The following is a 24,360-nucleotide window of genomic DNA, read 5'->3' on the forward strand; positions in this document are numbered from 1 at the left end:
ATGCGTCGTCATTGACGTTGCGCGGTCGCGGCTCGCGCCGCTCCTACACAAAGCAGTCAGTTATCTGCCGATACGCATGCATCGGCCACCCCCTGTAGGAGCGGCGCAAGCCGCGACCGCGAAAACACAACTACGCCGCTACCTCGAATTCGCGCAAACGGCCCAAGCCGCCACGCCGCCAATCACATCGAATCCTGCGGCTCCACGATCACCGCGTCTTCCGGCATCCGCGCGCACGCGGCCTTCGAAACAAAGGCCTCCCAACGCCAGAACCCCCACGCCACCGCGGTCAACACCGACGCGGCGATCGCCAGATGCACGGCGCTGTCGCTGAGCCAGGGCGAGATCACCCCGGCCAGCAGCGCATTGACCACCAACCCCGAGAACGCCTGCAGCGACGAAGCCGAGCCGCGCTGATGCGGGTACATGTCGAGGATCGACAAGGTCACGATCGGGAACACCAGGGCGATGCCGAACGCGCCGATGCACATCGGGATAATCGCCCACGGCACCTGCGGCTGCGAGGTCCACAGGTTGTAGCCCAGGTTGATCGCCAGCGCGAGCGCGCAGAAACCGAAGCCGATATTGACCAGACGATCGCCGCCGATCTTGCCGGCGGCGCGACCGGACACGAACGAGCCCAGCACCATGCCGCCGATGGTCGGCACGAAGAACCAGGCGAACTGGCGCTCATTGAGCTTGAGGATGTCGAGCACGAACGCCGGCGCCGAGGCGATATACAGAAACAGCGCGCCGAAGTTGAACGCACCGGCCGCGGTCAACCGCTGGAAGCGCGGGTTGAGGAAGATCGCGACGTAGTCGCGCAGCAGCCGCTTGGGCTTGAGCGCCAGCCGCGCCTGCGGCGGATGGGTTTCCGGCAACAGCACGATCACCGCCGCCAGCAGCAGCACCGAGAACCCGACCAGGAACCAGAAGATCGCCGGCCAATGCGCCCAGCCGAGAATCCAGCCGCCGATGATCGGCGCGATCGCCGGGGCGATGCCGAAGATCATCATCACCTGGCTCATCAGCCGCTGCGCGTCGTCGCCGTGCAGCACGTCGCGGATCACCGCGCGGCCGACGATCAGGCCAACCCCCGCCGAAAGCCCTTGTACCGCGCGAAAGAAAAGCAAAGTAGGCAGATCCGTGGACAACGCACAAGCCACCGAAGCCAAGGTAAACACCGCCAACCCGCCAATGATCACCCGCCGCCGCCCGATCGCATCCGACAGCGGCCCATGCACGATGCTCATCAACGCATACGCGACCAGATACACGCTGATGGTCTGCTGCATCTGCAGCTTGTCCGCGCCCAGTTCGGCGCCCATCGCCGGAAACGCCGGGAAGATGGTGTCGATCGAGAACGGCCCGAACATCGCCAGGCCGCCCAGCAGCAAGGCCAGGCGACGGATCGACAACGGCACCTTGACGGAAGCGTTCATCAGGTGGCCGCGCCCGAGGCCTGTGTATCGATCGGCACTTCGTCCGGCGGGCCCTTGAGTTCGACCAGATTGCCTTCCGGGTCGAACAGATATTGCGAGGGGCCTTCGCCCTCGGCGCCGTAGCGCGAACCGAAATCGCCGATGCGCACGCCGTGCGCGTCCAGATGGGCCACGATCGCCGCGCGGTCGAAGGGCTCGGCGCGCAGGCACAGGTGATCCATGTTGCGGCCCTCCTCGCCCGGCGCGGCGCCGCCCATGCGGCCGATCTTGCCGTCCACGTCGACCAGATCGATCAGCGAAGCGCCGGCGCGCAACTGCACCAGCCCGATCGGGTCCTGGCGGCGCTCGATCGTGCAGCCGAGCACGTCGCAATAGAAGGCGATCATCGCCGCGGTGTCGCGCACGCGCAGCACCACGTGATCGAGTTGCATCAGCTGAAACGGTGGCGCGCTCATGTCGGCGTCGGGGGCTTGGGGGAGACTTCACAGCATACAACCGCGCGGGCGCGCGATCGGGTGGGAAGTTGTTTTGATTTGTCGATTGAGGGTGGTGGGTGCGGTGGCGGTGCGAGGGGCTTGAGCTTCTTTGGCTCTGACACCTTGTTGATCGCTCCTGCCGCTGCTCCGTCGCGCCGTCTTGCCCGTCGCTCATCGGGATTTTTTCGGCATCGTCGCCTTGCTGTCGTTACTCATACCGCGGCCATCTCTCCTATCGTCATTCCCGCGAAGGCGGGCTCTGCTTTACTTCGGCGCAGCCGAACATCCAGTGCCTTTCGTGCGAGAACACCTGAAGTCACTGGATTCCCGCGTTCGCGGGAATGACGATCGTGAAAGATGACGCTGAAGTCTCTGGATGTTCGGCTGCGCCGAAGTAAAGCGCAGCCCGCCTTCGCGGGAATGACGAACTGAAAGATTCGCACCTGTCGAAGGACTCGTGCCACGGCTTCCGTGTCCCGCGCCCGTCATGGCGGCATTCCCGGCCCGAACCCACCCCAACCTCACCCGACCGGCCCAACCCTGAACCCGCCCCAGCCCCTGCCCCCAGACCCCATCCCCGGCTATAATCCCCGGCTTGAAACACCCGGTGGGAGAAGCGGCCCGGCCCTCAAGCCTGGACCGCTGCCGAAGGCGCAACGCCCGTAATCGCTCAGGCCCCATACCGCCGTGTGTACAAACTCTGGAGAGACCGACCACCCGCGATCCAGCGGGCGGAACCGGCGCCGAAGGGGCACGAAGCCAGCGCGGAACGGAGCGGCCCCCAACGGCCATCCCTCCCCAGCCGTCACACCGCAGCCTGACCGCGGCGGCGCTTCCAAACTCTCAGGCAAAAGGACAGAGGGGCGCCTCGCGTGCGGCACCGCACGCTGCCTACGGACGCCCCCTGCCCATGACGAACGTATCCCTGCGCGACCTCGAGCACCACGACGCCTTCATCGAGCGCCATATCGGCCCCAACGACGCCGAAATCGGCCACATGCTGGGCAAGGTCGGCTACGACTCGCTCGAAGCGCTGACCGATGCGATCGTGCCCGGCTCGATCAAGTCGACCCAGCCGTTGGCCCTGCCGAGCGCGATCAGCGAAGTCGAGGCGCTGGCCAAGATCCGCGCCATCGCCACCCAAAACAAGGTCTTCCGCAGCTTCATCGGCCGCGGCTACTACGGCACCCACACCCCCAACGTCATCCTGCGCAACATCCTGGAGAACCCGGCGTGGTACACGGCGTACACGCCGTACCAGGCGGAAATCTCGCAGGGCCGCATGGAAGCGCTGATCAACTTCCAGACCATGGTCGCCGACCTGACCGGAATGGAGATCGCCAACGCGTCCCTGCTCGACGAAGGCACCGCCGCCGCCGAGGCGATGACCCTGGCCAAGCGTTCGGCCAAGTCCAAGTCCGATACTTTCTTCGTTTCGAATAACATCCACCCGCAGACGCTCGAAGTGCTGCGCACCCGCGCCGAGCCGCTCGAGATCAAGCTGCACATCGCCGACGACTCCGAAGCGCTGACCGTCGACGCGTTCGGCGCGCTGCTGCAATACCCCGACACCTTCGGCGGCGTCCACGATTACCAGGCCGTGTCCGACGCGGTGCACGCGCGCGGCGGCATCGTCGCGATCGCCAGCGACCTGCTCGCGCTGACCCTGCTCAAGGCGCCGGGAGAATTCGGCGCCGACATCGTCGTCGGCAACACCCAGCGCTTCGGCGTGCCGTTCGGCTTCGGCGGCCCGCACGCCGGCTTCATGGCCTGCCGCGATGCGTTCAAGCGTTCGATGCCGGGCCGTCTGATCGGCGTGTCGGTCGACACCGACGGCAAGCCCGCCTACCGCCTGACCCTGCAGACCCGCGAGCAGCACATCCGCCGCGAGAAGGCGACGTCGAACATCTGCACCGCGCAGGTGCTGCTCGCGGTCATGGCCAGCATGTACGCGGTCTATCACGGCCCCGACGGCCTGACCCGCATCGCCCGCCGCGTGCATCGCCAGGCCGCGATCCTCGCCGCCGCGCTGCGCAAGGCCGGCGTCACCGTCGCCGACGGCTTCTTCGACACCCTGCACATCAGCGGCGTCGATGCCAATGCGATCCACGCCAAGGCGCGCGCCGCCGGCATCAACCTGCGTCCGATCGACGCCGCCAGCCTGGGCCTGAGCCTGGACGAAACCGTCGCCCGCGACGATCTGAGCGCGCTGGCCGGCCTGTTCGGCGCCAGCCTCGACATCGATGCGCTCGACGCGTCCACCGCCGACGCGATCCCGGCTTCGCTGGTGCGCAAGTCCGCGTTCCTGCAACACCCGGTGTTCAACACTCATCACAGCGAACACGAGCTGCTGCGCTACATGCGCTCGCTGGCCGACAAGGATCTGGCGATGGATCGCACCATGATCCCGCTGGGCAGCTGCACGATGAAGCTCAACGCCACCGCCGAGATGATCCCGGTGACCTGGCCCGAGTTCGGCAACATCCATCCGCTCGCCCCGGCCGAACAGACCACCGGCTACAAGCAGCTGATCGAAGAACTCGAAGCGATGCTGGTCGAATGCACCGGCTACGACGCGGTCAGCCTGCAGCCGAACTCCGGCGCGCAGGGCGAGTACGCCGGCCTGCTCGCGATCCGCGCCTATCACCGCTCGCGCGGCGAAGGCCATCGCGACATCTGCCTGATTCCCGACTCGGCCCACGGCACCAACCCGGCCTCGGCGCAGATGTGCGGCATGACCGTGGTCGTTACCAAGACCGACAGCAACGGCAACGTCGATGTCGACGACATCCGCCGCAACGCCGAGAAGTACAGCAGCCGCCTGGCCGCGATCATGATGACCTACCCGTCCACGCACGGCGTGTTCGAGGAGGAAGTGGTCGAGATCTGCGAGATCATCCACCAGCACGGCGGCCAGGTGTACACCGACGGCGCCAACATGAACGCCCTGGTCGGCGTGGCCAAGCCCGGCAAGTGGGGCTCGGACGTGTCGCACCTCAACCTGCACAAGACCTTCTGCATTCCGCACGGCGGCGGCGGCCCGGGTGTCGGCCCGTGCGCGGTCAAGTCGCACCTCGCGCCGTTCCTGCCGAAGACCGTCGACGGCGAAGGCGTGGTCGGCATGGTCAGCGCGGCGAGCTTCGGCTCGGCGAGCATCCTGCCGATCTCGTGGATGTACATCACCCTGATGGGCACCCAGGGCCTGCGCAAGGCCACGCAAGTGGCGCTGCTCAACGCCAACTACATCGCCAAGCGCCTGGAACCGCATTACGAAACGCTGTACACCGGCCGCAACGGCCTGGTCGCGCACGAGTGCATTCTCGACCTGCGCCCGCTCAAGGACGCCACCGGCATCAGCGCCGAGGACGTGGCCAAGCGCCTGATCGACTTCGGCTTCCACGCCCCGACCCTGAGCTTCCCGGTCGCCGGCACCTTGATGGTCGAACCGACCGAGAGCGAATCGCAGCACGAACTGGATCGCTTCATCGACGCGATGATCCAGATCCGCGACGAAATCCGCGCGGTCGAGGACGGCCGTCTGGACCGCGAGGACAACCCGCTCAAGCACGCCCCGCATACGGCGACGCAAGTCACCGCGAGCGAATGGACCCACGCCTACCCACGCGAACTGGCCGCGTTCCCGCTGCCGTCGCTGAAGCTGCAGAAGTACTGGCCGCCGGTGTCGCGCGTGGACAACGTCTACGGCGACAAGAACGTCATGTGCGCGTGCATTCCGATCGATGCGTACAGGGAAGAGGAAGCCGAGGCGTAAGCGGCTTCGTTCCCACCTCGATGTAAGAAAAAGGGCTTCGCGGATGCGAAGCCCTTTTTCTTTGCGTTGCGTCGGGTCTGCCGCGCACAACGACCTCGGCGCCGTCACGACAGCGGCACCACGGCAAGGCGCCGATGCTCCGGCGGGTCGCACATCGCCATTCGCCACGAGCGAAAACGCATCCCGATCTTCGACCGCGCTCGCGATGCGTTCGCCGTCACCCTCGCGACCAACCAACTGCGCGCCCGGCGCCCTGCCCGGTTGTCCAACGGGTCCCGATTGTGCAGCGATTGATCCGCGCTGATCGACGCAGACACAAGGTTATCCAGCGCAGCCAAAGGTCGCGCTCGGACTGCATTGCGCACGCAACGCCACCCAATCCGCCCCGTGCGGTTTTTCCCAAGCGTTCGGATCATCAATAACGATCGCATCTTCCAAGCGAGCGATGCGTTAGTACCAAGCCCATTAAAAACAACCAACGAAGTAATTCGCTCGAATCGGCCACGCGATAAAAGCTCGAATCAACTTCACGACGGCTACATATCCGAACGCGTCGAACGTGCAAACAAAACATCTCACAGCCCGAAGCATCGCGCGACCCAATCCTCAGTTCACATGAGTCTGCGGTTGCATTAACCACACGCGCGCTATCGCGCCCTCGCTTTGCCGCCGCTTGTCACGTTATTGGCGAGTGCGAAGCGATAAAAGTGGTGCCACGAACTCACCGAAAGTCACACGAAAACCATTCCGTCCGACTTCGCGAAATTATTTTCAGAACCGTAAAAAACAGGGGGAAACTCATGGCCGCAACCGCGCGCCTTCCCAAGGCATTGCTTTGCGTTACCGCCGTTATCCTGATCGCGCTGGCGTGGAAACCCTGGCATAAAGATCCGCCCGCATACTCGCGCGACGCGTCGACGCCGGCCACGGTCTCCACACCAGCCGACTCGCCCAAACCCGCCGCGACAACGGCCGAAACCGCACCGGTCATGACCACCACGATGCGCGCAGCGGCCGTGGCGGCCGAACACACGCGCAGCGCGAGCGCGCAGGCGCAACCGCCTCGCAACTACATCGGACCGGACGGCAAGCAACACGAGATCGTCTACAACCAGGGCCTGAACCTGTCGCCGGGCGCGCGCGAACAACTCAAGCGCGAATTGCTGGCGCAGATGCGCAAACAACCCGAGGCGGTGTCGCGCATCTATCAGATCAGCCCGGCCGATATCGCCGCCGTCGTCGCCGGCACCAAGGCCTTCCCCGAGAAGTTGCTCGATCAGTAATCGGACTTGAGATTCGGCGGCGGACAGCCATCGAAGACCAGCCGTGCGTCAGCCCGGATGCGACCCCACACTAGCGTCCGGTTCGGAACGACCACCCATGGGCAATCGCCCGTGACCTTTATGGACGAGAGGGTTCCAATCATGAAAGCCTATAAATACTGCTTGTTGGCGGCGGCCTTGTGCTGCTCGAACGCGTTGGCGCAGACCAGCGACGGTTACGGCACCTCGCTGCGGATTCCGCTCGTGGTCAACAGCTCGTCGTATTCCTCCACCGTGTTCGTACGCAACGGCGGCGACAGCGACGCCAGCGTCAAGGTCACCTATTACGGCGCGCCGGGCACGCCGTTCGCCGGTACCCGTCCGTGCTCGACGCTGACCGTCGCCGCAGGCGCCGTGGCGAGCAGCGATCTGGCCACGCTGTGCTCGGTTCCGGTCAGCGCGACCAGCAATTACGGTCAGCTGGCGCTTGAGGAACAAAGCGCGGCCAACGTGGCGATCTCGGGCTATTCCCGTGTTCAATCGGTGGCCGGACAGGGCTTCTCGGTGGAAGCGTTCAAGGTCGGCTCGCTGAGCGGCGGCGCGACCACCTCCGCGGTCGCCGGCCTGCGCCGCCAGGCCGCCGCGCCGGGCTACCAGAGCAACTGCTTCATCAGCGCGCTAGGCGAGCCGGTGTCGGTGAGCTGGTCGCTGCGCACCGGAGCCGGCGCGCCGCTCGGCAGCCCGCAGGTCAGCAACCTCAGCGCCAACGAAACCATCCGCTACCTCGACGTGTTCAACGTGGTCGGCGCGGCCGCGGGCGATTACTCCAACGTCCAGGCGGTGTTCACCGAATCCACCGCCAGCACCAACCCGGGCTATGTGGCGTTCTGCACCACGCAGGACAACACCTATTTCGGCGGCGATTTCCGCATCGCCAAGGAAATCGATCCGTCCGATCAGCGTTCCAAGAAAGTCGGCGTGTCGCTGGACAGCTCGCTCGGCGTCCTGCTCGGCCTGGCCAGCGGCCAGGATCAATTCGGCCTGTACCTGCAGCATCCCGACTGGGTGCAGTGCCGGATCAACGGCACCGCCGCCAACCAGCTGGAAATGCGCCTGGAAGACCCGCAGGGCAACGTCGTCGCCGGCGGCAACAACGTCAGCTCGTTCCAGAAGGTCTATCTGGGCGAACGCAGCACCCGCAACGACGGCGCGCACGGCCTGTGGAAGCTCAAGGTCGAAACCCGCAACCTGCTGAGCCTGCCGGTGAATTACGGCCTGACCTGCGAGTCGGGCAACGGCTCCAACCCGCCGCTGTTCGTCAATCACTCGGTCATCGAAGAGTTCTGAGCAACGCCTGACCATCGCCTGTAAAACGGTTCCGCCCACGGGCGGAACCGTTTCGGCGTCAGCGACGGCGCATGCCCACGACGAAACTGAGCAAGGCGAACAGCGCCTCGGCGAACGTGATCGCCACGCGCCAGGCCAGCGCCAGCATCGCGGCATTGGCCGCGCCGAGCAGCGGACTCAGGCACCAGAACAGGCCGGCCTCGCGCACGCCCAGGCCCGCCGGCACGAACAGCGCGGCCACCCCGGCCAGACCGGCGAAGCACAACGCGGCCGACAGCCGTAGCGCATCCAACCGCAGCCCGAACGATGCGGCCAGCAGCGCGAATGCCGCGCACATCGCCACATACCCCGCCAACTGCAAGACCCACACCCGCCGCATCGTCGCCGCGTCCGGACACTCCGCGATGCCGTCGCGGACGATGCCCGGCAAACGAGCCATGACCGGCTCGGGCAGGCGCTTGAGCATCGCGATCCAGGTCAATGCCGCGGCAGCGGCGAGAAAGGCGCACTGAAACCCCACGCCCAGTCGCGGCGACAACGCGGCGGGAGCGGCGGCGGCGGCGATCAAGGCGCTGATGCCTAGCGACAACAGCTGCTCGCGCACGAACAACACGAACGCGGCGCCCGAACCGCGGTCGCGCGCGTACAGCGCACCTCTCGCCACGCCCTGCCAGATCTTGCCGGGCAGGTACTTGGCCAACAGGCTCTGCCCCCAGCGCAACTGATCGCCGAGCAATCGATCGCGCACCACCCGTCCATGCACGAACACGTGCCAGGCCAGACCCAGCAACAGCTGCATGATCAAGCACAGGCCCACCACCGCGGCGACATCGCGCGCCTGCAATTGCCGCCAAAACGGCAGCCATTGTTCCTGCCGCGACCACGCTTGCGCCGCGACCAGGGCAAGCGCCAGCAGGCCCAGCACCCATCCCAGGCTGCGCGCCAACGACCGGGCGAACTTAGGCCAGCGCATCCAGGCATTCGGCATAACGCCGCCCCATCTGTCGCCAGGAACAATGCGCGGCGGCATACGCGCGCGCCGCTTCTCCTTTTGCGCGCAGGCCTTGGCGATCGGCCAGCAACTCGACGATCGCCAGGGCCCAGACGTCGGCATCTTCCGTCGGCAGCAGACGGCCCAGTTCGGGATGCGCGACGGCATCGCGCAATCCTTCCAGATCGGCGGCCACCACATAACGCCGGCTCATGGCCGCTTCCAGCGCGACCAGCCCAAAGCCTTCCGGATCGCCTTCGACCCGGACGTTGGGCATCAGCAGCAGATCGCATCGCGCAAGCCGTTGCGCCTTGCTCGCCTCGTCGACATCGCCCCACAGCCGCACCGCGTCGTCCAGGTTTGCGTCCCGTATCGCTTGCGCGATCGCCGCGCGTTCGGGGCCGTCGCCGACGATGTCCAGGCGCGCCGATCCCAGCGATGCGCGCAGGCGCGGCATCACCTCGCGCACGAACCACAACGCGCCCTTGCGCCGGACCAATCGCCCGAGGATCAGCAAGGCGGGCGGCGAATCGTTCCCGCCACCGGTTTCCGCCATCGGCGATTCGCTCGCGCCGGGATGGATCAATACACATCGCGACTCGTCCACGCCGCGAGCGATCAATGCATCGAGCACGAACCGGCTGATGCAGATACAGCTGTCCATGCGACCGCGAAAGAATCGCCGCAGATACCATTGATAGCAGCGGTTCGGATAGGTCAGGTCGAGACCGTGAACCACCACCGCCACCGGTACTCCGGCCCAGCGCGCGGGAACCGCCAGCAGCGACAGCACCGGATCGCCCAGCAGCAGCACCCGGACCCGGCCGCGCAGCAGGCCCCAACTCAGGCTCAACAGCGCGCCGAGCACGAATATCGGCAATCCCCACTGCCCGGCGCGCCAGCGCAGCAAGGTCAGCGGCCGCAGGGCGCTCAGTTCGGTCGCGATGCGATGACTCAGTTGCTGCATGCCGCCGCGCGACGGCGGAAACTTGCGGGTGATGTACCAGATCGACTTCAAGGCATCTGTCGCCATTCCGCGCGGCGGCGACTGAGCTGTTGTTCTTCCAGCAGCCGGCGGTTGACCACCAGCTGATTCGCCAGCAGCCCCACCGCGCCGCCGATCGCACCGGCCAGCACCGCGGTCGCGGCCAGAATCAGCGACTGAATGTGGCCGTCGCCATGACCCTGAAGGTATTCGAACAGGAACTTCGCTCCGATCCCGAGGCCCAGCAATGCCGCCAGACCCGACGGCACCAGGAAGAACTCCAGCGGCCGATAGATCAGAAACGAGCGCAGGATCGTCAGAATCGAGCGGGCGATGTACTCGGGCACGCTGCGGATCAGCCGCGAAGGCCGGGTGGGCGGATTGACCTCGACCGGAACGCCCTTGATCCGCATTCCGGTCTGGCCGGCCTGGATCAGGGTTTCCAAGGTATAGGTGTAACGCGAATAGACGTTGATGCGCATCGCCGCGTCGCGGCTGTAGGCACGAAATCCGCTGGTGGCGTCCTCGATGGCGACATTGGATACCGCCCGCACCACCCGGCTGCCCAGGCGCTGCAGGCGTTTCTTCCACCACGGAAAGTGGCCGATGCGCTCGATCGGCCGGCAGCCGACCACGATGTCGGCGCGACCGGCCACGATCTCGGCGACCATGCGCGGAATCGCCGACGCATCGTACTGATTGTCGCCGTCGACATTGACGACGACATCGGCGCCGCGACGGCAGGCCGCTTCCAGCCCGGCCGAAAACGCATGCGCCAGCCCGCGATTGCCCGGAAAACGCAACACCGCATGCGCGCCGTGTTCCAGCGCGACCTGAGTGGTCTCATCGGTCGAACCATCGTCGATGACCAGCCACTCCACCGACTGCACGCCACCGATGAACGAAGGCAGCGCGGCGAGCGTTTCGGGCAACTGTTCGGCTTCGTCGCGGCAGGGAATCTGGATGACCACCTTGATCGGCCGGCGCGCGATCTTCTCGCAGCCGATCGCCAGCGGCTCGGACAGCACCGCGTTGCCGGCATAACGAACCGTGATGTCTTCCGTGAGAAACGATCTGCGAGCGTTCATCGTTCGACCTCCTATCCGATTCCATGGCGATGACTTCGCCTTGCTTGCGCCGGTGCGCGAGCGCGTGGGTCAACGTCCGCTTGCGAGGACGCAGCCCGCGCGGCCGCCTATGGGCCGATCTGGACCACCTTCCAATCGCTGATTTCTTCGTGGGCGCCGTGCGCCAACGGGGTCATCGAGGTGATCCGGCGCAGACGCCGGATCCGCAACGTCGCCACCTCGACCGCATCGGCGCGACCAAGGTCCATACCGGCGAAATGCACCAATCGGCAGCCGCGCGCCGTCGCACCGCACACCGCATCCGCTTGCGGACCCGACGCTGATGCGACCGGCACCACCCGCGCGCCGAATCCGGTGATCAACGCACTGGCCAACGGGCCGGCCGCGACCACATAGCTCACCTGATCGCGCGGCAGTTGCCCGGCGATCGCCGCGATCTGCGCGACCATTCCGGCGTCCTCGCGCAGCAACAACGTGTCGCGCTGCAGCCATAGCAGATTCGCGCCGAGCGCCAGACTGACCACGGCCACCGCGGCGTACGCATACGACGCACGCCACCGCCGCGACAAGGCCGCGCAGCCGAGCGCGGCAAACACGACGCAGGCCGGGAATACCGCCGGCGCCCAACGCCGCGCGGCCCAGATGTGGTCGGGCGACACCATCGGCTTCCACAGATAGACCAAGGTGGGCACCAGCAGAAACACCAGCACCCAGGTCCTGATCGAACCCGGCGTTCCGCGCAATGCCCATGACGATGCGAACGCCGCGCCAATGCCCGCGGCGATCGCCACCGGCAGCGACAGGTATGCGGCGACATTGACCAGACTCGCTTCGCGATAGTCGCGCAGTCCGTTCAACTGCGGCACCAGCTTCGACTCGATCAAGGCATACGGCTGCAGATGCGGGCGTATCCACATCGCGTAAACGAACAGCGCCACCATCGCCAGCGCGACCGGCCCCGCGCCGCGCTCGGCGAAACGTCGCGGAATACGCAACGCGGCGCTGGTCTGCGCGGCGCGCGCTAGGCAGGCGCACAACGCGGTCGCGATGATCGCGCCCAGCACCATGTCCGCCAGACCGACCAGATAAGGCTGCACGAAAGCGAGAAAATAGCCGAGCGCCAGCGCGGTGACCGCCGCGCATCCGAACGCGATTTCCTGCAACGCCGGATTGAACCGTTCGCTTCGCCGGCCGCGATCGACCGCCACCGCCGCCAGCCAGGCCGCGACGATCGCCAGCGGAAAAATGACCGCGTCGATGCGCACGAAACCGGCCATTCCGATCAACGCGCCGGCGCTCGCCGCGAGCACGCGCGAGCGCCTGGCCAGGGCGATCATCGCCAGCGTCGCGCCGTTGAGCACGAACCAACTGCAGAACGGCTCGCTCAAGCTGTTCCTGGAAATCCACACCTGCGCCGGCTGCAAGGCATACACCACCAACGCGGCGATCGCCCACACGCGCTGCGATGGCTTCAATATGCGCCGGACGAGAACGAAGAACGCCAGGCAGTTGAGCACGCCGACGATCGCATTGAAGCGGAATATTCCCTGCGGCCCGAGCACCGATCCGAGCATCGCCATCCACACCGGCGTCGCCGCCGAAAACTGGAAGGTCCATCGCCCCGGAGTCGGATAAATACCCGGCAATTCGGGCGCGCGGCCGCGCTCGATCGCAACGATGGCGGGATCACCGGCAACGCCGAGCGCCTGCAGATCGATAGCCGACCCGCCGGTGCGCAGCAGATGCAGCGCATGCTGCGCATAGATGCCTTCGTCGCGCTCGCCGAGCAGGCTTTCCTTGGGAAAGAAGGCATACAAGACACCGGCGGTCATCACGATCGCGGCGACAACGAGGATGCCGAGCGCTTTGGCGCGCGGCTTCGCGTGCATTCGAATCCGGCCTGCGAGCCCGATCCACGGCCGCGCCCGCCAACACCACAGGCCGGCCAGCAACCAAGCGGCGATCCCGATCCACAATGGCGAAAACAATCCGGCCAGGGCCAGCGCCATCATCGACAGCGTCGCCACCGCGCTGCCCGCGCACAGCACGATGAGCGCATGCGAACGAAGACCCCGGGTTTCATGTCCGATCGAGGCGAGCGTCCATGCTCCCAGCGGATACACCGCAAACCACACGCCCAGCTTGGCCAGCGCTCCCAGATAATCCATTGAAAGCCCTCAATAGAGGTCCGAGTCTACGTGGCGTTCAGCTGACTAACTGCACAACTCGTCAAGCTTCAAGGTGGCTTTCTTGTGCATCGCGAGCAAGTATTGAATCCATGAAATCGCGCACACAATCACTGCTGATGCCGTCGTGAATACAGGTGAAAACGGCTCGATTTCGTACTGTTGCCGCAGAACGGATTAGCGCTCGAAAACCGGACACGCGCGGACACCGCGCAATCGCGATGGCGTATCGCGGCGACTCGCTCTTCAGATTGCGCGGTCGGTCAGCGCCGATGTTGGGTGCCGACGACGATCCCGTTGTCGAAACTCGTCCAGCCGACGATCAGCGCTTGGCGCGCGTGGATATTTTTTTCTTGGGCGTCATGGCAACGCGTTGCCCCACCCGCCCCGACAGCAACAACTCGATAGCAAGCCCCGCATCGGCCGGGTCGACGCGCTGGTCGCTGATCACGTCGGCGTAGATGAACGACTCGGCCAGGCGAACCACCAGATAGGCCAGGGTGTCGATGTTCAACGGCAACTCGAGCGCGCCGCGTTCGCTTTCGAACTGCAGCAGGCCGCGCACCTTGTCGATCACCCGCGCCTGCAGCGGGCCGTGTTTGGAGGTCATCAGGCGCAGGGCGAATTCGGCGTCGAGTTCGATGAAGCGGCGCAGCGGGCGATAACGCAACATCGCGCGGATCGCGTACTCGCAGGTCGCCGCGACGCGCTGGGCGCCGTGTCCGTGCGAGGCCGCCGCGGCCTGATCGAGCAAGGGTTCGCACAGCGACCAGATCACTTCGCCGAGCAGTTGCTCGCGGCTGCCGACCCAGCGGAACGCGGTGGCGCGGCCGATGCCCAGTTGCGCGGCCAATGCGCCGATGTCGAGCCGTTCGCCATCGACCCAGCCCCGCCGCGCCAGTCGGAACAGGTCCAGCGGGCTGACCCGCGCCGCGCCGGGCTCGCGCAGGGCCTGGCCCAGGCGGGTCAAGGCGGCCGGTTTCGAGGCGGCCTGCTTTGATGCGACCTGCCTTGATCCGGCCTGTTTTGACGGAGCCTGCTTAGACAGCGCCGGCTTCGACGCGACCGATTTCGATGCGGATCTGGGCATTGCGGCAGCTTAGTCGAATCATGAACTTGACGCTAGATGAGTCGTATCGCATAAATGACTCACTCTCCGCCGGACCGCCGCCATGAGCTCCAGCCCCCTGATCGACCGCCGCCACCTCGATTTCATGCTGTACGAATTGCTGCGCGTGGACACCCTGACCGGTTACGCGCGCTACGCCGAGCACAGCCGCGAAACCTTCGACGCGGCGATCGAGCTGGCGCACCAGCTCGCGGTCAGCAAGTTCCTGCCGCACAACCGCAAAAGCGATCTGCACGAGCCGCATATGGTCGACGGCAAGGTCGAACTGATCCCGGAAATCGGCGAAGGCCTGCGCGCATTCAACGAAGCCGGTTTCATGGCGGTGCTGGCCGATTACGACGACGGCGGTATGCAGTTGCCGTTCGTGATCGGCGCGGTCTGCGACTGCATGTTCTCCGCGGCCAATCCGTCGACCGTGGCGTATCCGGCGCTGGCGCGCGGCGCGGCCAACCTGCTCGAAGCCTATGGCGACGAACAGCAGAAGCGCCTGTACATGAAGCCGATCGTCGACGGCCGCTACTACGGCACCATGTGCCTGTCCGAACCGCAGGCCGGTTCCTCGCTGGCCGACATCAAGACCGTCGCCGAACCGCAGGCCGACGGCAGCTATCGCCTCAGCGGCGCGAAGATGTGGATCTCGGCCGGCGATCATGAGCTGGGCGAGAACATCGTGCACTTGGTTCTCGCGAAAATTCCCGGCGGCCCGGCCGGCGTGCGCGGCATCAGCTTGTTCATCGTGCCGCGTTGGCGGGTCGACGACGATGGCGTCCGCACGCAACGCAACGACGTACGCCTGGCCGGGCTCAATCACAAGATGGGCCAACGCGGCAGCGTCAACACCTTCCTCAAGTTCGGCGAAGCCGGCGATTGCCACGGCTATCTGGTCGGCGAGCCGCATCAGGGCCTGAGTTACATGTTCCACATGATGAACGAGGAACGTATCGGCGTCGGCTTGGGCGCGGTGCAGCAAGGCAGCATGGCCTATCTGTACTCATTGCAGTACGCGCGCGAGCGGCATCAGGGCCGGCATCCCGATCAGAAGGATCCGAGCTCGGCGCCGGTGGCCTTGATCGAGCACGCCGATGTGCGGCGCATGCTGTTGCAGCAGAAGTGCTGGGTCGAAGGCGCGCAGGCGCTGGGCTTCTACACCGCGTTGCTGGTCGACCAGGGTCGCGATCCGGACGAGACCGTTCGCAACGAAAGCCATCTGTTGTTGGACCTGCTCACGCCGATCATCAAGGCCTGGGGCTCGGACTATTCGCTCAAGGCCAACGAACTGGCGATCCAGATTCTCGGCGGTTATGGCTATACCCGCGAGTATCCGGTCGAGCAGTGCTATCGCGACAACCGCATCAACCCGATCCACGAAGGCACCAATGGCATCCAGGCGCTGGACCTGCTCGGGCGCAAGGCGATGATGCACAACGGCGCGGCGTTGAAGTTGTTGCTGCGCGAGATCGGTTTGACATGTGCTGATGCTGGCTCGCTGTCGGAGCTTTCTGCGTTGGCAGCGCAGTTACAGGCTGGGGCGAAGCTGGCTGGGGAAACGACGCTGGCGGTGGGTCGGCGCATGGCCGCGGGCGAGGTTCGCCTGGCCTTGGCCAATGCGGGGCATTACATGACCTTGCTCGGGCATCTGACGATTGCGTGGTTGTGGTTGCGTCAGGCGGCGATCGCGCAGCGAGCGTTGGCGGGGGCGAATGCTGCCGATACGGCGTTTTATCTGGGCAAGTTGCAGGCTTGCCGGTTTTTCTTTGCTACCGAGTTGCCGCAGATTGAGTTGGCGGCTCGGTTGGTGGGGGAGGCTGAGCCTAGTGCTTATGAGATGCGTGCGGAGTGGTTTTGATCACCGCCGGTAGCTGTCGATGACGCTGCGCGGGTTGCTGCGTCGGTGCGCTTGCTTTCTTGAAAGCTAGATCAAAAGCTTCCGCCCGCAAGCGGGCGGGTTACTTTCTTTTGTCTAAAGCAACAAAAGAAAGGTAACCAAAGAAAAATGCTTTTTTGTGAATCAAGGGCCCGCAAGATCGATGCATTCGCGGGCACGCGCCACACGGGACATCCTGTCCCGGTGGCGCGCGGCGCACATCCATGTGCGCCGCCCTACGGGTGTCCTCTTGTTCTCGCGAGCTCCGAGCTTCGCAGCGCTGGATTAACTGCGCGGCTTCGAACTCAAGCAGAGCCACATGGTCTACCTGTAGGAGCGGCGCAAGCCGCGACCGCGAGACTACGGGCCACTTCGTGGCTTGCGGCGTAGTCGCAATCCCGCGGTCGCGGCTTGCGCCGCTCCTACAGGTAGGCCATACAGCTTTTGGCTTTGGCTTTGGCTTTGGCTTGAGGCGCTAGTTCACCACCAGCGCTGCGAGGCTTGTAACTCGCGTTAGCAAACGCACACCCGAAGGGCGGCGTGCAGGATGCACGCCGTGCGCCACCGGGACATGGATGTCCCGTGTGGCGCATGCCCGCGTCAGCACCGCACTTGCGGGCCCTTGATTCAAAGAAAAGCGTTTTTCTTTGGTTACCTTTCTTTTGTCGCTTTTGACAAAAGAAAGTAACCCGCCCGCTTGCAGGCGGAAGCTGTTGCCTTTGCTCCGAGAAGCCGTTGCTTCTTCTCCAAAAAAAAGCAAACACCCAAAAAAACGTGACCTGATCACGACTTGACCGCGAACATGGCCGCCCGAAAGCCCAATCCGCGTCATTGCCTATGTCGAACCCGACGTCCCAACTCCGCCGCCGCCGCGCGACCCGCGCCGCAGCCACGCGACATCACCCGACCGAAGGGGTCCCATGGCCAGCTCGCCCAGCCCATCCGCCACGCCCGACGCATCCACCGAACCCGACACCGTCGCAAAACCCAACATCCTGATCATCCTCGTCGACCAACTGCGCTTCCCGCGCTACGCCTACGGCGCCCAAGGCGGCTTCGTCGACGACCTCAAGGACATCGTCGGCTTCCAGGGCGAACCCGACGCCGACAACGATTACCGCCAGTACTTCCCCGGCCTGTGGTCGCTGCGCAAACATTCGGTGGTGCTGCGCAAACACACGATCGCCTCCTCCGCGTGCATTCCCAGCCGCACCGCCCTGATGACCGGCCAGTACGGTGCGCGCACCGGCGTGACCCAGACCGACGGACTGTTCAAGAACGGCGACGCCGCGGCATTTCCGTGGCTGGCCGCCGACGGCATCCCCACGCTCGGCCACTGGTTCCGCGGCGCGGGCTACAAGACCCATTACTTCGGCAAGTGGCACGTCAGCAATCCGCCCGAGCATTCGCTGCAGCGCTACGGCTTCGACGATTGGGAACTGTCGTGGCCCGAACCGCACGGTTCGAGCATCAACAACCTCGGCGCGTACCGCGATGTCGGTTTCCGCGATCTGGTCTGCGGTTTTCTGCGCGGCCAGGGCCTCGGGCTGCCGTACAACCGCCAACTCGCCCAGCACGATCAAAGCAAACCGTTGACGCCCGACCCGAGCACGCAGCCCAAGCCCTGGCTAGCGGTCGCCTCGTTCGCCAATCCACACGACATCGCGACCTATCCGGGCCTGCCGCGCGGACTCGATCCCGAGGCCAAGCCGATCGGCCCGCTGATGGTTCCGGCCCAGGGCACCTGGAGCAACACACCGACCGCCGGCACCCTGAGCCTGAACCTCAATCCGCTCGCGTTTCCGCAGGACAACGCCAACGTGCCGCCGAGCCTGGGCGATCCGCTGACCAACAAGCCGGCCTGCCAGTTCGATTACGCCTACAAGATGGGCCTGGCGCTCGCGTCCAAGACCGGCTTGTCGGCGCAACAACAGGCGGGGCTGGATGCGGTCAACGCGGCCTTGCTGTCGGGCATTCCGTTCCAGCTGACCGCCGATCCGCACAACGCCGCGCTGCGGTTCGTGCAGTACTACGCGTGGTTGCAGCATCTGGTCGACGGCCATATCCGAAGCGTGCTCGACGCACTCGACGAATCGGGCCAGCGCGACAACACCATCGTGGTGTTCATGGCCGACCACGGCGAATACGGCGGCGCGCACAACTACATGATCGAGAAGTGGCATACCGCGTATCAGGAAGCGCTGCACGTGCCGGTAGTGATCCAGTCGGCGAAGCTCAACATCGAACCCGACATGCGTCAGATCGATGCGTTGACCAGCCATGTCGACATCGTGCCGACCCTGCTCGGCCTGGCCGGCCTGAGCGAACAGGACGTCGCGCGCATCGGCGAAGAGCTGCGCCAGACCCGGCCGGTGCCGCCGTTCCCCGGCGTCGATCTGACGCCGGTGATCCGCGGCACCCAGAGCGAGCCGACGCGGCCCGACGGCCAGGTGCGCGAAGGCGTCCTGTTCGTCACCGACGACGAAATCACCGAACGTCTGCACGGCGATGCCGATCCGCATCAAGTGCATTCGGACCGCGAATTCAAGATCTTCCTGGAGATGGTCGACGTGGTTCGCGACGGCGGCAGCAAACTGCCGTTCAACGGCCCGGTGCCGCAGCTCGCGCCCGGCCCGGTGCGGCAACCCAACCACGTGCGCTGCGTGCGTTCGGGCGAATGGAAACTGGTCCGCTACTGGGATCCGAACCAGATCGAGGCCGACGAATGGGAACTGTACGACCTGCAGCACGACGGCTGCGAGATGACCAATCTGCTGGTCACCAACGCCAGCTTCCCGACCCCGATCGCGCAGCTGCCGTCGTATTACACCGATGCCGGCATCGTCGACACCGCCAATCGCCTGAACCGATTATTGCAGCGTTACGAGGCCGAAATGCTGTCGATGCCGGAAACGGTTTGAGCGGTGGATGCAGCGCCGGTTCGGGCCGGCGCGCTTAACAGGCAGGGATCTCGATCGGGAGGTCCCTTCTCGTCGCGGCGCGACGATGTGGCGATATGGAACGGCTTTCGGCGGCCGAAGCCTCAACCGTTCGCGGCCTCGATCAACCATCGCGCCAGTTGCGCCGCCGGCACCCGCAACAAGGTCGGATTGACCTGCATCGGCATATCGCCGCTGCCCGGATGAGCGCGCGGCAGGATCACCCCGCGCTTCGCCGCGCGTTCGGCCAGCGCGGTCGGCTGCACGCCCGCGACCTTCAACACGAACCGGCAGGTCCCGTCGGCGATGCGTTGCGCGGTGAAACGCGGATCGGCCTGCAACAGCGCGATCAATTGCTCGGCCACGCGCCAGGCGTTCGCGTAGTCCGCTTCGAAGCCCGGCGCGTAACGCGGCACCAGCGCCACTTCCGGCCACGCCTGCGGCAGCGATCCGCCGAACATGCGGCGCGTGTGGTACAGGCCGTCGATGAATGCCGCATCGCCGGCGAGAATCGCGCCGGACGCGGCGTTGAAGTGCTTCCACAGCGAGACATACACGGTATCGAACAACGCGGCGTGTTCGCGCACGCTCTTGCCCGAATGCAGCGGCAGGTTGAACAAGCGCGCGCCGTCGAGGTGCAGGCGGATGCCCTGCTCGCGCGCATAGGCGCTGATGCGTTCAAGTTCGGCGAATTCGAACATGCGGTGATCCATCCGTCGCACCGGGTTTTCGATCGAGATCGCGCCGACCTTCATCGCGACCCGGCCGCCGGCCGAGCGCTCGACCCAGTCGCGCACCTGCGACAGCTCGAAGCTGGCCCGGCCCGGCGCCAGCGGAATCAGATTCAGACCGCTGAGCACTTCGGCGCAATCGCCGCTGTCGTTGTACAGATGGCTTTCGGCCTGGACCAGCACGCGGCGGTCGTTGCCGGCGAGTTTGCGGATCGCGATCTGGTTCGCCAGCGTGCCGGTCGGCAGGAAGATCGCGGCCTGTTTGCCGAGCATCTGCGCGAAGCTGCGCTCCAGCTCGGCGACGATGCCGCCGTTGGAGTAATAGTCCGCGCCGACCGCGCCGGCGGCGACGGTGTCGTGCAACACGCTGGCGTATTCGACCGGGTCCAGGCCCAGGCCGTCGCTGGTGAAATCCACGCGTTTGGATCCCGCGCGCGGCGCATCGGCCCTGGCCTGCGCCGGCCCCAGATGCGCCAGCATCGGCATCGCGGCCGCCCACCCGCCCAGGGCGAAGAATCGGCGTCGGTCCATACCTGTCTCCTGACTGTTCCTGTCGTTGGCTTGCCGCATCCATGCATCGGAGCATGTCGCACAGCCGCGTGTCGTCGTCGAGCTTAGTCGGCGCGCGCGGCCAGCGACAAGCAAGCGCGATCCGCGGCGGGCATGGTATCGAAGCGGCCTTGCGATCATTTCGTGCAGCGCCGAGCCGCGCCTGTCCGTATCGCAGCGGTATTCGTCGTAGCGGCGCGAACGCGGGCGTTCCCGGGTTCGCGGCGACCCGGGTCGAAAGCGTCGGGCGGCTGAAGCTCGTTCCCACGAAATATCCCGCGGCCGCCTGATCGATTGCGAGACGGCTTTCAGCCCCCGATGCTGCCGTCTCCTATCACGGCAACCGGAATTCACCCGCCCCCACGCGCAGCCGCGCCGGCTTCACACTGCGCAACACCGGCTCCATCGCCGTATCGTCGTTCCGGTCGCAAGCCGCTTCCCCCGCGCGCGCGGCCCACTATGCTCTGTTCCACGCCTCCACCCGGACTCCACCGTGATCAAGAGTTTCTTCTTCGTCGCCCGCCTCGCCGCCGCCTGGTTCGGCCTGTTCGTGCTGCTGGCGATGTTCGCCTCGGCGGTGCCGGCATTGCAGCACGAGGACACCGGGCCGCTGTTCCTGCTGGCGCTGATCGTCGTCGCCATCGTCATCACCCACGCGTTCTCGCACCTGCGCCGGGTGCGCCTGATCGCCGGCGAGGTCAACGCCAGCGCCTTGTCCAACCGCCAGCGCCGCCAGATCGAGATGCCGTTCGATGCCGACGAGGCCTTCGACCTGCTCGACGCCGCCGTGCGCGAACTGCCGCGCACCTTCGAACTGGAAAGCGCGCGCGACAGTCTGCAGGTGCGCGCCAAGGTGCATCGTCCCGGCCAGCAAGGGCGCCACGCGCTCAGCCCGGTCACCCTGTACCACTGGTGGCTCGGCACCACCCGCAATCAGATCCTCGCCACCGTGACGCCGGGCGAAGGCACCAGCCGCATCACCCTGATCTGCGAACCCGATACCGGCGCGTGGAGCGACTGGTTCCGGGTCGACGAAGGCACCAACCTGGAAAACGCCGAAGCCCTGGTGCGCGCGATCACCCGCCGCGTCGCCGAGCGCCGCCGCCACGAACGCGCCGCGGTCACCCGCACCGTGGTCGAGAAGGAACTCGCGGTCGCCAAGCTGAGCCTGTTGCACGCCCAGGTCGAACCGCATTTTCTCTACAACACCCTGGCCAGCGCGCAGTACCTCGCGCGCAACGACCCGCCGCGCGCCGACGAAATGCTCGGCCACCTGATCGATTTCCTGCGCCGTTCGCTGCCGCGCACCGAGGACTCGCTGTCCACCCTGGGCGACGAACTCGATCGTTCGCGCGCTTATCTGGAAATCCTCAAGCTGCGCATGGGCGATCGCCTGAGCCTGCAACTGGACGTGCCCGAAGAACTGCGCGCCCTGCCGCTGCCGCCGATGATGCTGCAGACCCTGGTCGAGAACGCGATCAAGCACGGCCTGGAACCTAAGCCCGGCGGCGGCACCGTGTGGATCCTCGCGCGCCGCGGCGAGCATTCGATCGCGATCACCGTCGCCGACGACGGTCTGGGTTTCAATGCGCAGACCGCAGGCACCGGCATCGGCCTGCGCAACCTGCGCGAACGCCTGCACCTGGTTTATGGCGGCGGCGCCGTGTTGTCGATCGTCGCCAACTTCCCCAACGGCGTCGCCGCCACCCTGACCATCCCGTCCCTGCAACAAGAAGAAGCCGAACATGCCTAAGCCCCTCACCGCGGTGATCGCCGAAGACGAAGCGCTGCTGCGCCAGGCCCTGGTCGATGCCTTGCGCAGCGCATGGCCGGACCTGCGCATCGTCGCCGAATGCGAAGACGGCGCGGTCGCGCTCGAAGCGCTGGCCGAACATCGCCCCGACATCGCCTTCCTCGACATCCGCATGCCCGGCCTGAGCGGCCTGGACGTCGCGGTCGCCGCCACCGACGTCAGCCCCCAGACCCAGGTCGTGTTCGTCACCGCCTACGATCAATACGCGATCGACGCGTTCGAACACGGCGCGATCGACTACCTGCTCAAGCCGGTCACGCCCGAACGGCTCGCGGTCACCGTGCAGCGTCTGCAGGCGCGCGGCGGCGCGGGTTTCGGCGGAAGCGAAGGCGAGGCCGATGCGCTCGCCGTGCTTTCGCAACGCCTCGCCGCGCAGCGCGCCAAGGCCAGCGACAAGCCGGCGCTGACTTGGCTCACCGCCAGCGCCGGCCGCGAAACCCGGCTGATCCTGATCGACGACGTGGCCTACTTCCGCGCCGACAACAAGTACACCACCGTGGTCACCGCCGAAGGCGAGGCGCTGCTGCGCAAGCCGATCCGCGAACTGCTGGAAGTGCTCGACAGCAACACCTTCAAGCAGATCCATCGTTCGACCATCGTCAATCTCAAGGCCATCGCCGGCATCGTCCGCGACGAAAGCGGCAAAGGCACGGTGCGGTTGCGCAACCGGCCCGAGACCCTGACCGTCAGCCAGCCGTTCATGGCCCTGTTCCGCACGATGTGACGGTTCCGCCCCGCCTCGCCCGGCTCATCCAACCGAGATCGATCATGCGCAAGCTCATCGCCGTCCTGTGTTACTCGTTGCTGTTGGCCGGCTGCGACGTCGGCGGCAAAACCATCGTGCATCGCGAAAAGGACGACGGCGGCGACATCATCCACAGCAAGGTCAAGATCGACGAGCGCAGCGCCCGTTTCGCATGCATCGCCAGCCGCAGCGGGCAGTGCCACTACAGCTTGTTCCGCAAGGTGTGTCCGCAGGCGCCCGGCGCGGTCGCGTCCGTCAATGCGCTGGCGAGCGCGGCGACCAGCCCGGGCGGCCGCAAACCGGAGTGCGCCGATCGCATCGTCGAACGCTTCGCCGTCAAGGCCGGCACCATCCGCGCGGCCCTCGACATGAAGCCGGGCTTCACGGTCTGCGTGAAGCCCGACGACACCCCGGTGGCGGCCGATTGTAAGCCGCCGGCGTCGTGAGGACACGGCGGTCCGTACGCGGGCCGCCGTGGAGCGCTCAGTCATCCGCGGATGTGCTTGAACGCGGTTAGCGCATCGAACCGATTCGACTCAGCGCCTGCATCGGCCGCGACGATCATTCGCTGCGATCGCGCATCGCCAGCAAGGCCTGCTGTTCAAGACTGCATGAGTTAACGCTGATACCCAACTGTCCATTTCCCTGGACATCGACCGGCCAAAGCATGCCGTGATCCAAAATCCACCAGGGACTGAATACGGGAATAAAATCCCGCAGTGGTTCTATTTCGTGCGCCACCAAATGCTCGTACAGATCCTGCGATTCCCAACACCGCTCCTCGCGTGCGCGTTCGCGTAGATGATCGGTCAGAAACCCGGCCACCCGCCGGGCCGTCTTGGCCAGCGGATCCTCGCGCTCATCGCGATGCCAGCTGTTGGACAAATCGCGCTTGCTGGCGTCCGACAACTGCGACCACCAGCGGCGTACCGCCGGGTCGTTCGACTGCGCATAGGGCATGTTGATCGAGGCCATGGTTCCTCCTGTGGGTTTGGGAAGGCAAACATCTGCGCTACCGGTTCGAATCGATTGGATCCGGTC

The 24,360-nt window shown here is 65.7% G+C and carries 18 protein-coding genes and 1 riboswitch; of the genes, 9 read left to right on the forward strand and 9 right to left on the reverse strand.

The window, feature by feature from the left end:
* Positions 1-182: 182 nt before the first annotated feature.
* Together IEQ11_RS16670 and IEQ11_RS16675 are read right to left on the reverse strand one after the other, a co-directional pair.
* Complete coding sequence (locus tag IEQ11_RS16670; RefSeq protein WP_191822098.1) at positions 183-1,442, reverse strand: multidrug effflux MFS transporter; 1,260 nt, start codon at positions 1,440-1,442, stop codon at positions 183-185.
* Complete coding sequence (locus IEQ11_RS16675; RefSeq protein ID WP_191822097.1) at positions 1,442-1,897, reverse strand: VOC family protein; 456 nt, start codon at positions 1,895-1,897, stop codon at positions 1,442-1,444. The genes IEQ11_RS16670 and IEQ11_RS16675 overlap by 1 nt, the downstream gene beginning before the upstream one ends.
* A 619-nt stretch (positions 1,898-2,516) precedes the next feature.
* Positions 2,517-2,613, forward strand: a riboswitch (glycine riboswitch).
* 215 nt (positions 2,614-2,828) lie between these two features.
* Between IEQ11_RS16675 and gcvP the strand changes: the two genes are divergently transcribed.
* From gcvP to IEQ11_RS16690, 3 genes are all read left to right on the forward strand, one after another.
* Positions 2,829-5,690, forward strand: coding sequence for an aminomethyl-transferring glycine dehydrogenase (gene gcvP, locus IEQ11_RS16680; RefSeq protein WP_191822096.1), 2,862 nt, complete (start codon positions 2,829-2,831; stop codon positions 5,688-5,690).
* 989 nt (positions 5,691-6,679) lie between these two features.
* On the forward strand, positions 6,680-6,973 hold the full coding sequence (locus tag IEQ11_RS16685) for a hypothetical protein (RefSeq protein WP_191822095.1): 294 nt from the start codon (positions 6,680-6,682) through the stop codon (positions 6,971-6,973).
* A gap of 141 nt (positions 6,974-7,114) precedes the next feature.
* A complete protein-coding gene (locus IEQ11_RS16690) occupies positions 7,115-8,299 on the forward strand; it encodes a hypothetical protein (protein WP_057922140.1) in 1,185 nt (394 codons plus the stop codon).
* Between the two features lie 58 nt (positions 8,300-8,357).
* Here the strand turns inward: IEQ11_RS16690 and IEQ11_RS16695 are convergent, their stop codons facing one another.
* The 5 genes from IEQ11_RS16695 to IEQ11_RS16715 all read right to left on the reverse strand — a co-directional run bounded on the left by IEQ11_RS16695 (position 8,358) and on the right by IEQ11_RS16715 (position 14,519).
* Positions 8,358-9,272, reverse strand: a complete 915-nt coding sequence (locus IEQ11_RS16695; protein ID WP_191822094.1) for a lysylphosphatidylglycerol synthase domain-containing protein — start codon at positions 9,270-9,272, stop codon at positions 8,358-8,360.
* Entirely contained in the window at positions 9,259-10,308 is a 1,050-nt protein-coding gene (locus tag IEQ11_RS16700; protein WP_191822093.1) for a glycosyltransferase family 4 protein, read from the reverse strand. The genes IEQ11_RS16695 and IEQ11_RS16700 overlap by 14 nt, the downstream gene beginning before the upstream one ends.
* On the reverse strand, positions 10,305-11,363 hold the full coding sequence (locus IEQ11_RS16705; protein WP_194735137.1) for a glycosyltransferase family 2 protein: 1,059 nt from the start codon (positions 11,361-11,363) through the stop codon (positions 10,305-10,307). The genes IEQ11_RS16700 and IEQ11_RS16705 overlap by 4 nt, the downstream gene beginning before the upstream one ends.
* 107 nt (positions 11,364-11,470) lie before the next feature.
* Positions 11,471-13,531 carry a hypothetical protein gene (locus IEQ11_RS16710; protein ID WP_191822092.1) on the reverse strand — a complete coding sequence of 687 codons (2,061 nt, stop codon included), beginning with the start codon at positions 13,529-13,531 and terminating at the stop codon, positions 11,471-11,473.
* A gap of 340 nt (positions 13,532-13,871) precedes the next feature.
* The gene (locus IEQ11_RS16715) at positions 13,872-14,519 is read right to left on the reverse strand and encodes a QsdR family transcriptional regulator (protein ID WP_191822091.1); all 648 of its coding nucleotides are present in this window, start codon (positions 14,517-14,519) and stop codon (positions 13,872-13,874) included.
* Between the two features lie 202 nt (positions 14,520-14,721).
* On the opposite strand from IEQ11_RS16715, the gene IEQ11_RS16720 reads away from it, so the two are divergent.
* Positions 14,722-16,524, forward strand: a complete 1,803-nt coding sequence (locus tag IEQ11_RS16720) for an acyl-CoA dehydrogenase (protein WP_194735136.1) — start codon at positions 14,722-14,724, stop codon at positions 16,522-16,524.
* Between the two features lie 938 nt (positions 16,525-17,462).
* Positions 17,463-19,463, forward strand: coding sequence for a sulfatase-like hydrolase/transferase (locus IEQ11_RS16725; protein WP_191822171.1), 2,001 nt, complete (start codon positions 17,463-17,465; stop codon positions 19,461-19,463).
* A 122-nt stretch (positions 19,464-19,585) separates the two neighbouring features.
* Here IEQ11_RS16725 and IEQ11_RS16730 read toward each other — a convergent pair whose 3' ends face one another.
* Positions 19,586-20,743, reverse strand: a complete 1,158-nt coding sequence (locus tag IEQ11_RS16730; protein ID WP_191822172.1) for a threonine aldolase family protein — start codon at positions 20,741-20,743, stop codon at positions 19,586-19,588.
* A gap of 53 nt (positions 20,744-20,796) precedes the next feature.
* Between IEQ11_RS16730 and IEQ11_RS16735 the strand changes: the two genes are divergently transcribed.
* The 4 genes from IEQ11_RS16735 (at position 20,797) to IEQ11_RS16750 (ending at position 23,765) form a co-directional block, all read left to right on the forward strand.
* On the forward strand, positions 20,797-21,051 hold the full coding sequence (locus IEQ11_RS16735) for a hypothetical protein (protein ID WP_191822173.1): 255 nt from the start codon (positions 20,797-20,799) through the stop codon (positions 21,049-21,051).
* Positions 21,052-21,254: 203 nt separating this feature from the next.
* A complete protein-coding gene (locus IEQ11_RS16740; protein WP_232526145.1) occupies positions 21,255-22,514 on the forward strand; it encodes a sensor histidine kinase in 1,260 nt (419 codons plus the stop codon).
* Complete coding sequence (locus IEQ11_RS16745; RefSeq protein WP_191822174.1) at positions 22,507-23,298, forward strand: LytR/AlgR family response regulator transcription factor; 792 nt, start codon at positions 22,507-22,509, stop codon at positions 23,296-23,298. Before IEQ11_RS16740 ends, IEQ11_RS16745 begins: the two co-directional genes overlap by 8 nt.
* A gap of 44 nt (positions 23,299-23,342) precedes the next feature.
* Positions 23,343-23,765, forward strand: coding sequence for a hypothetical protein (locus tag IEQ11_RS16750; RefSeq protein ID WP_191822175.1), 423 nt, complete (start codon positions 23,343-23,345; stop codon positions 23,763-23,765).
* Positions 23,766-23,880: 115 nt separating this feature from the next.
* Here IEQ11_RS16750 and IEQ11_RS16755 read toward each other — a convergent pair whose 3' ends face one another.
* Positions 23,881-24,294, reverse strand: a complete 414-nt coding sequence (locus IEQ11_RS16755; RefSeq protein ID WP_191822176.1) for a hypothetical protein — start codon at positions 24,292-24,294, stop codon at positions 23,881-23,883.
* Positions 24,295-24,360: the final 66 nt, after the last annotated feature.

Source organism: Lysobacter capsici, from assembly GCF_014779555.2.
GTDB lineage: Bacteria > Pseudomonadota > Gammaproteobacteria > Xanthomonadales > Xanthomonadaceae > Lysobacter > Lysobacter capsici.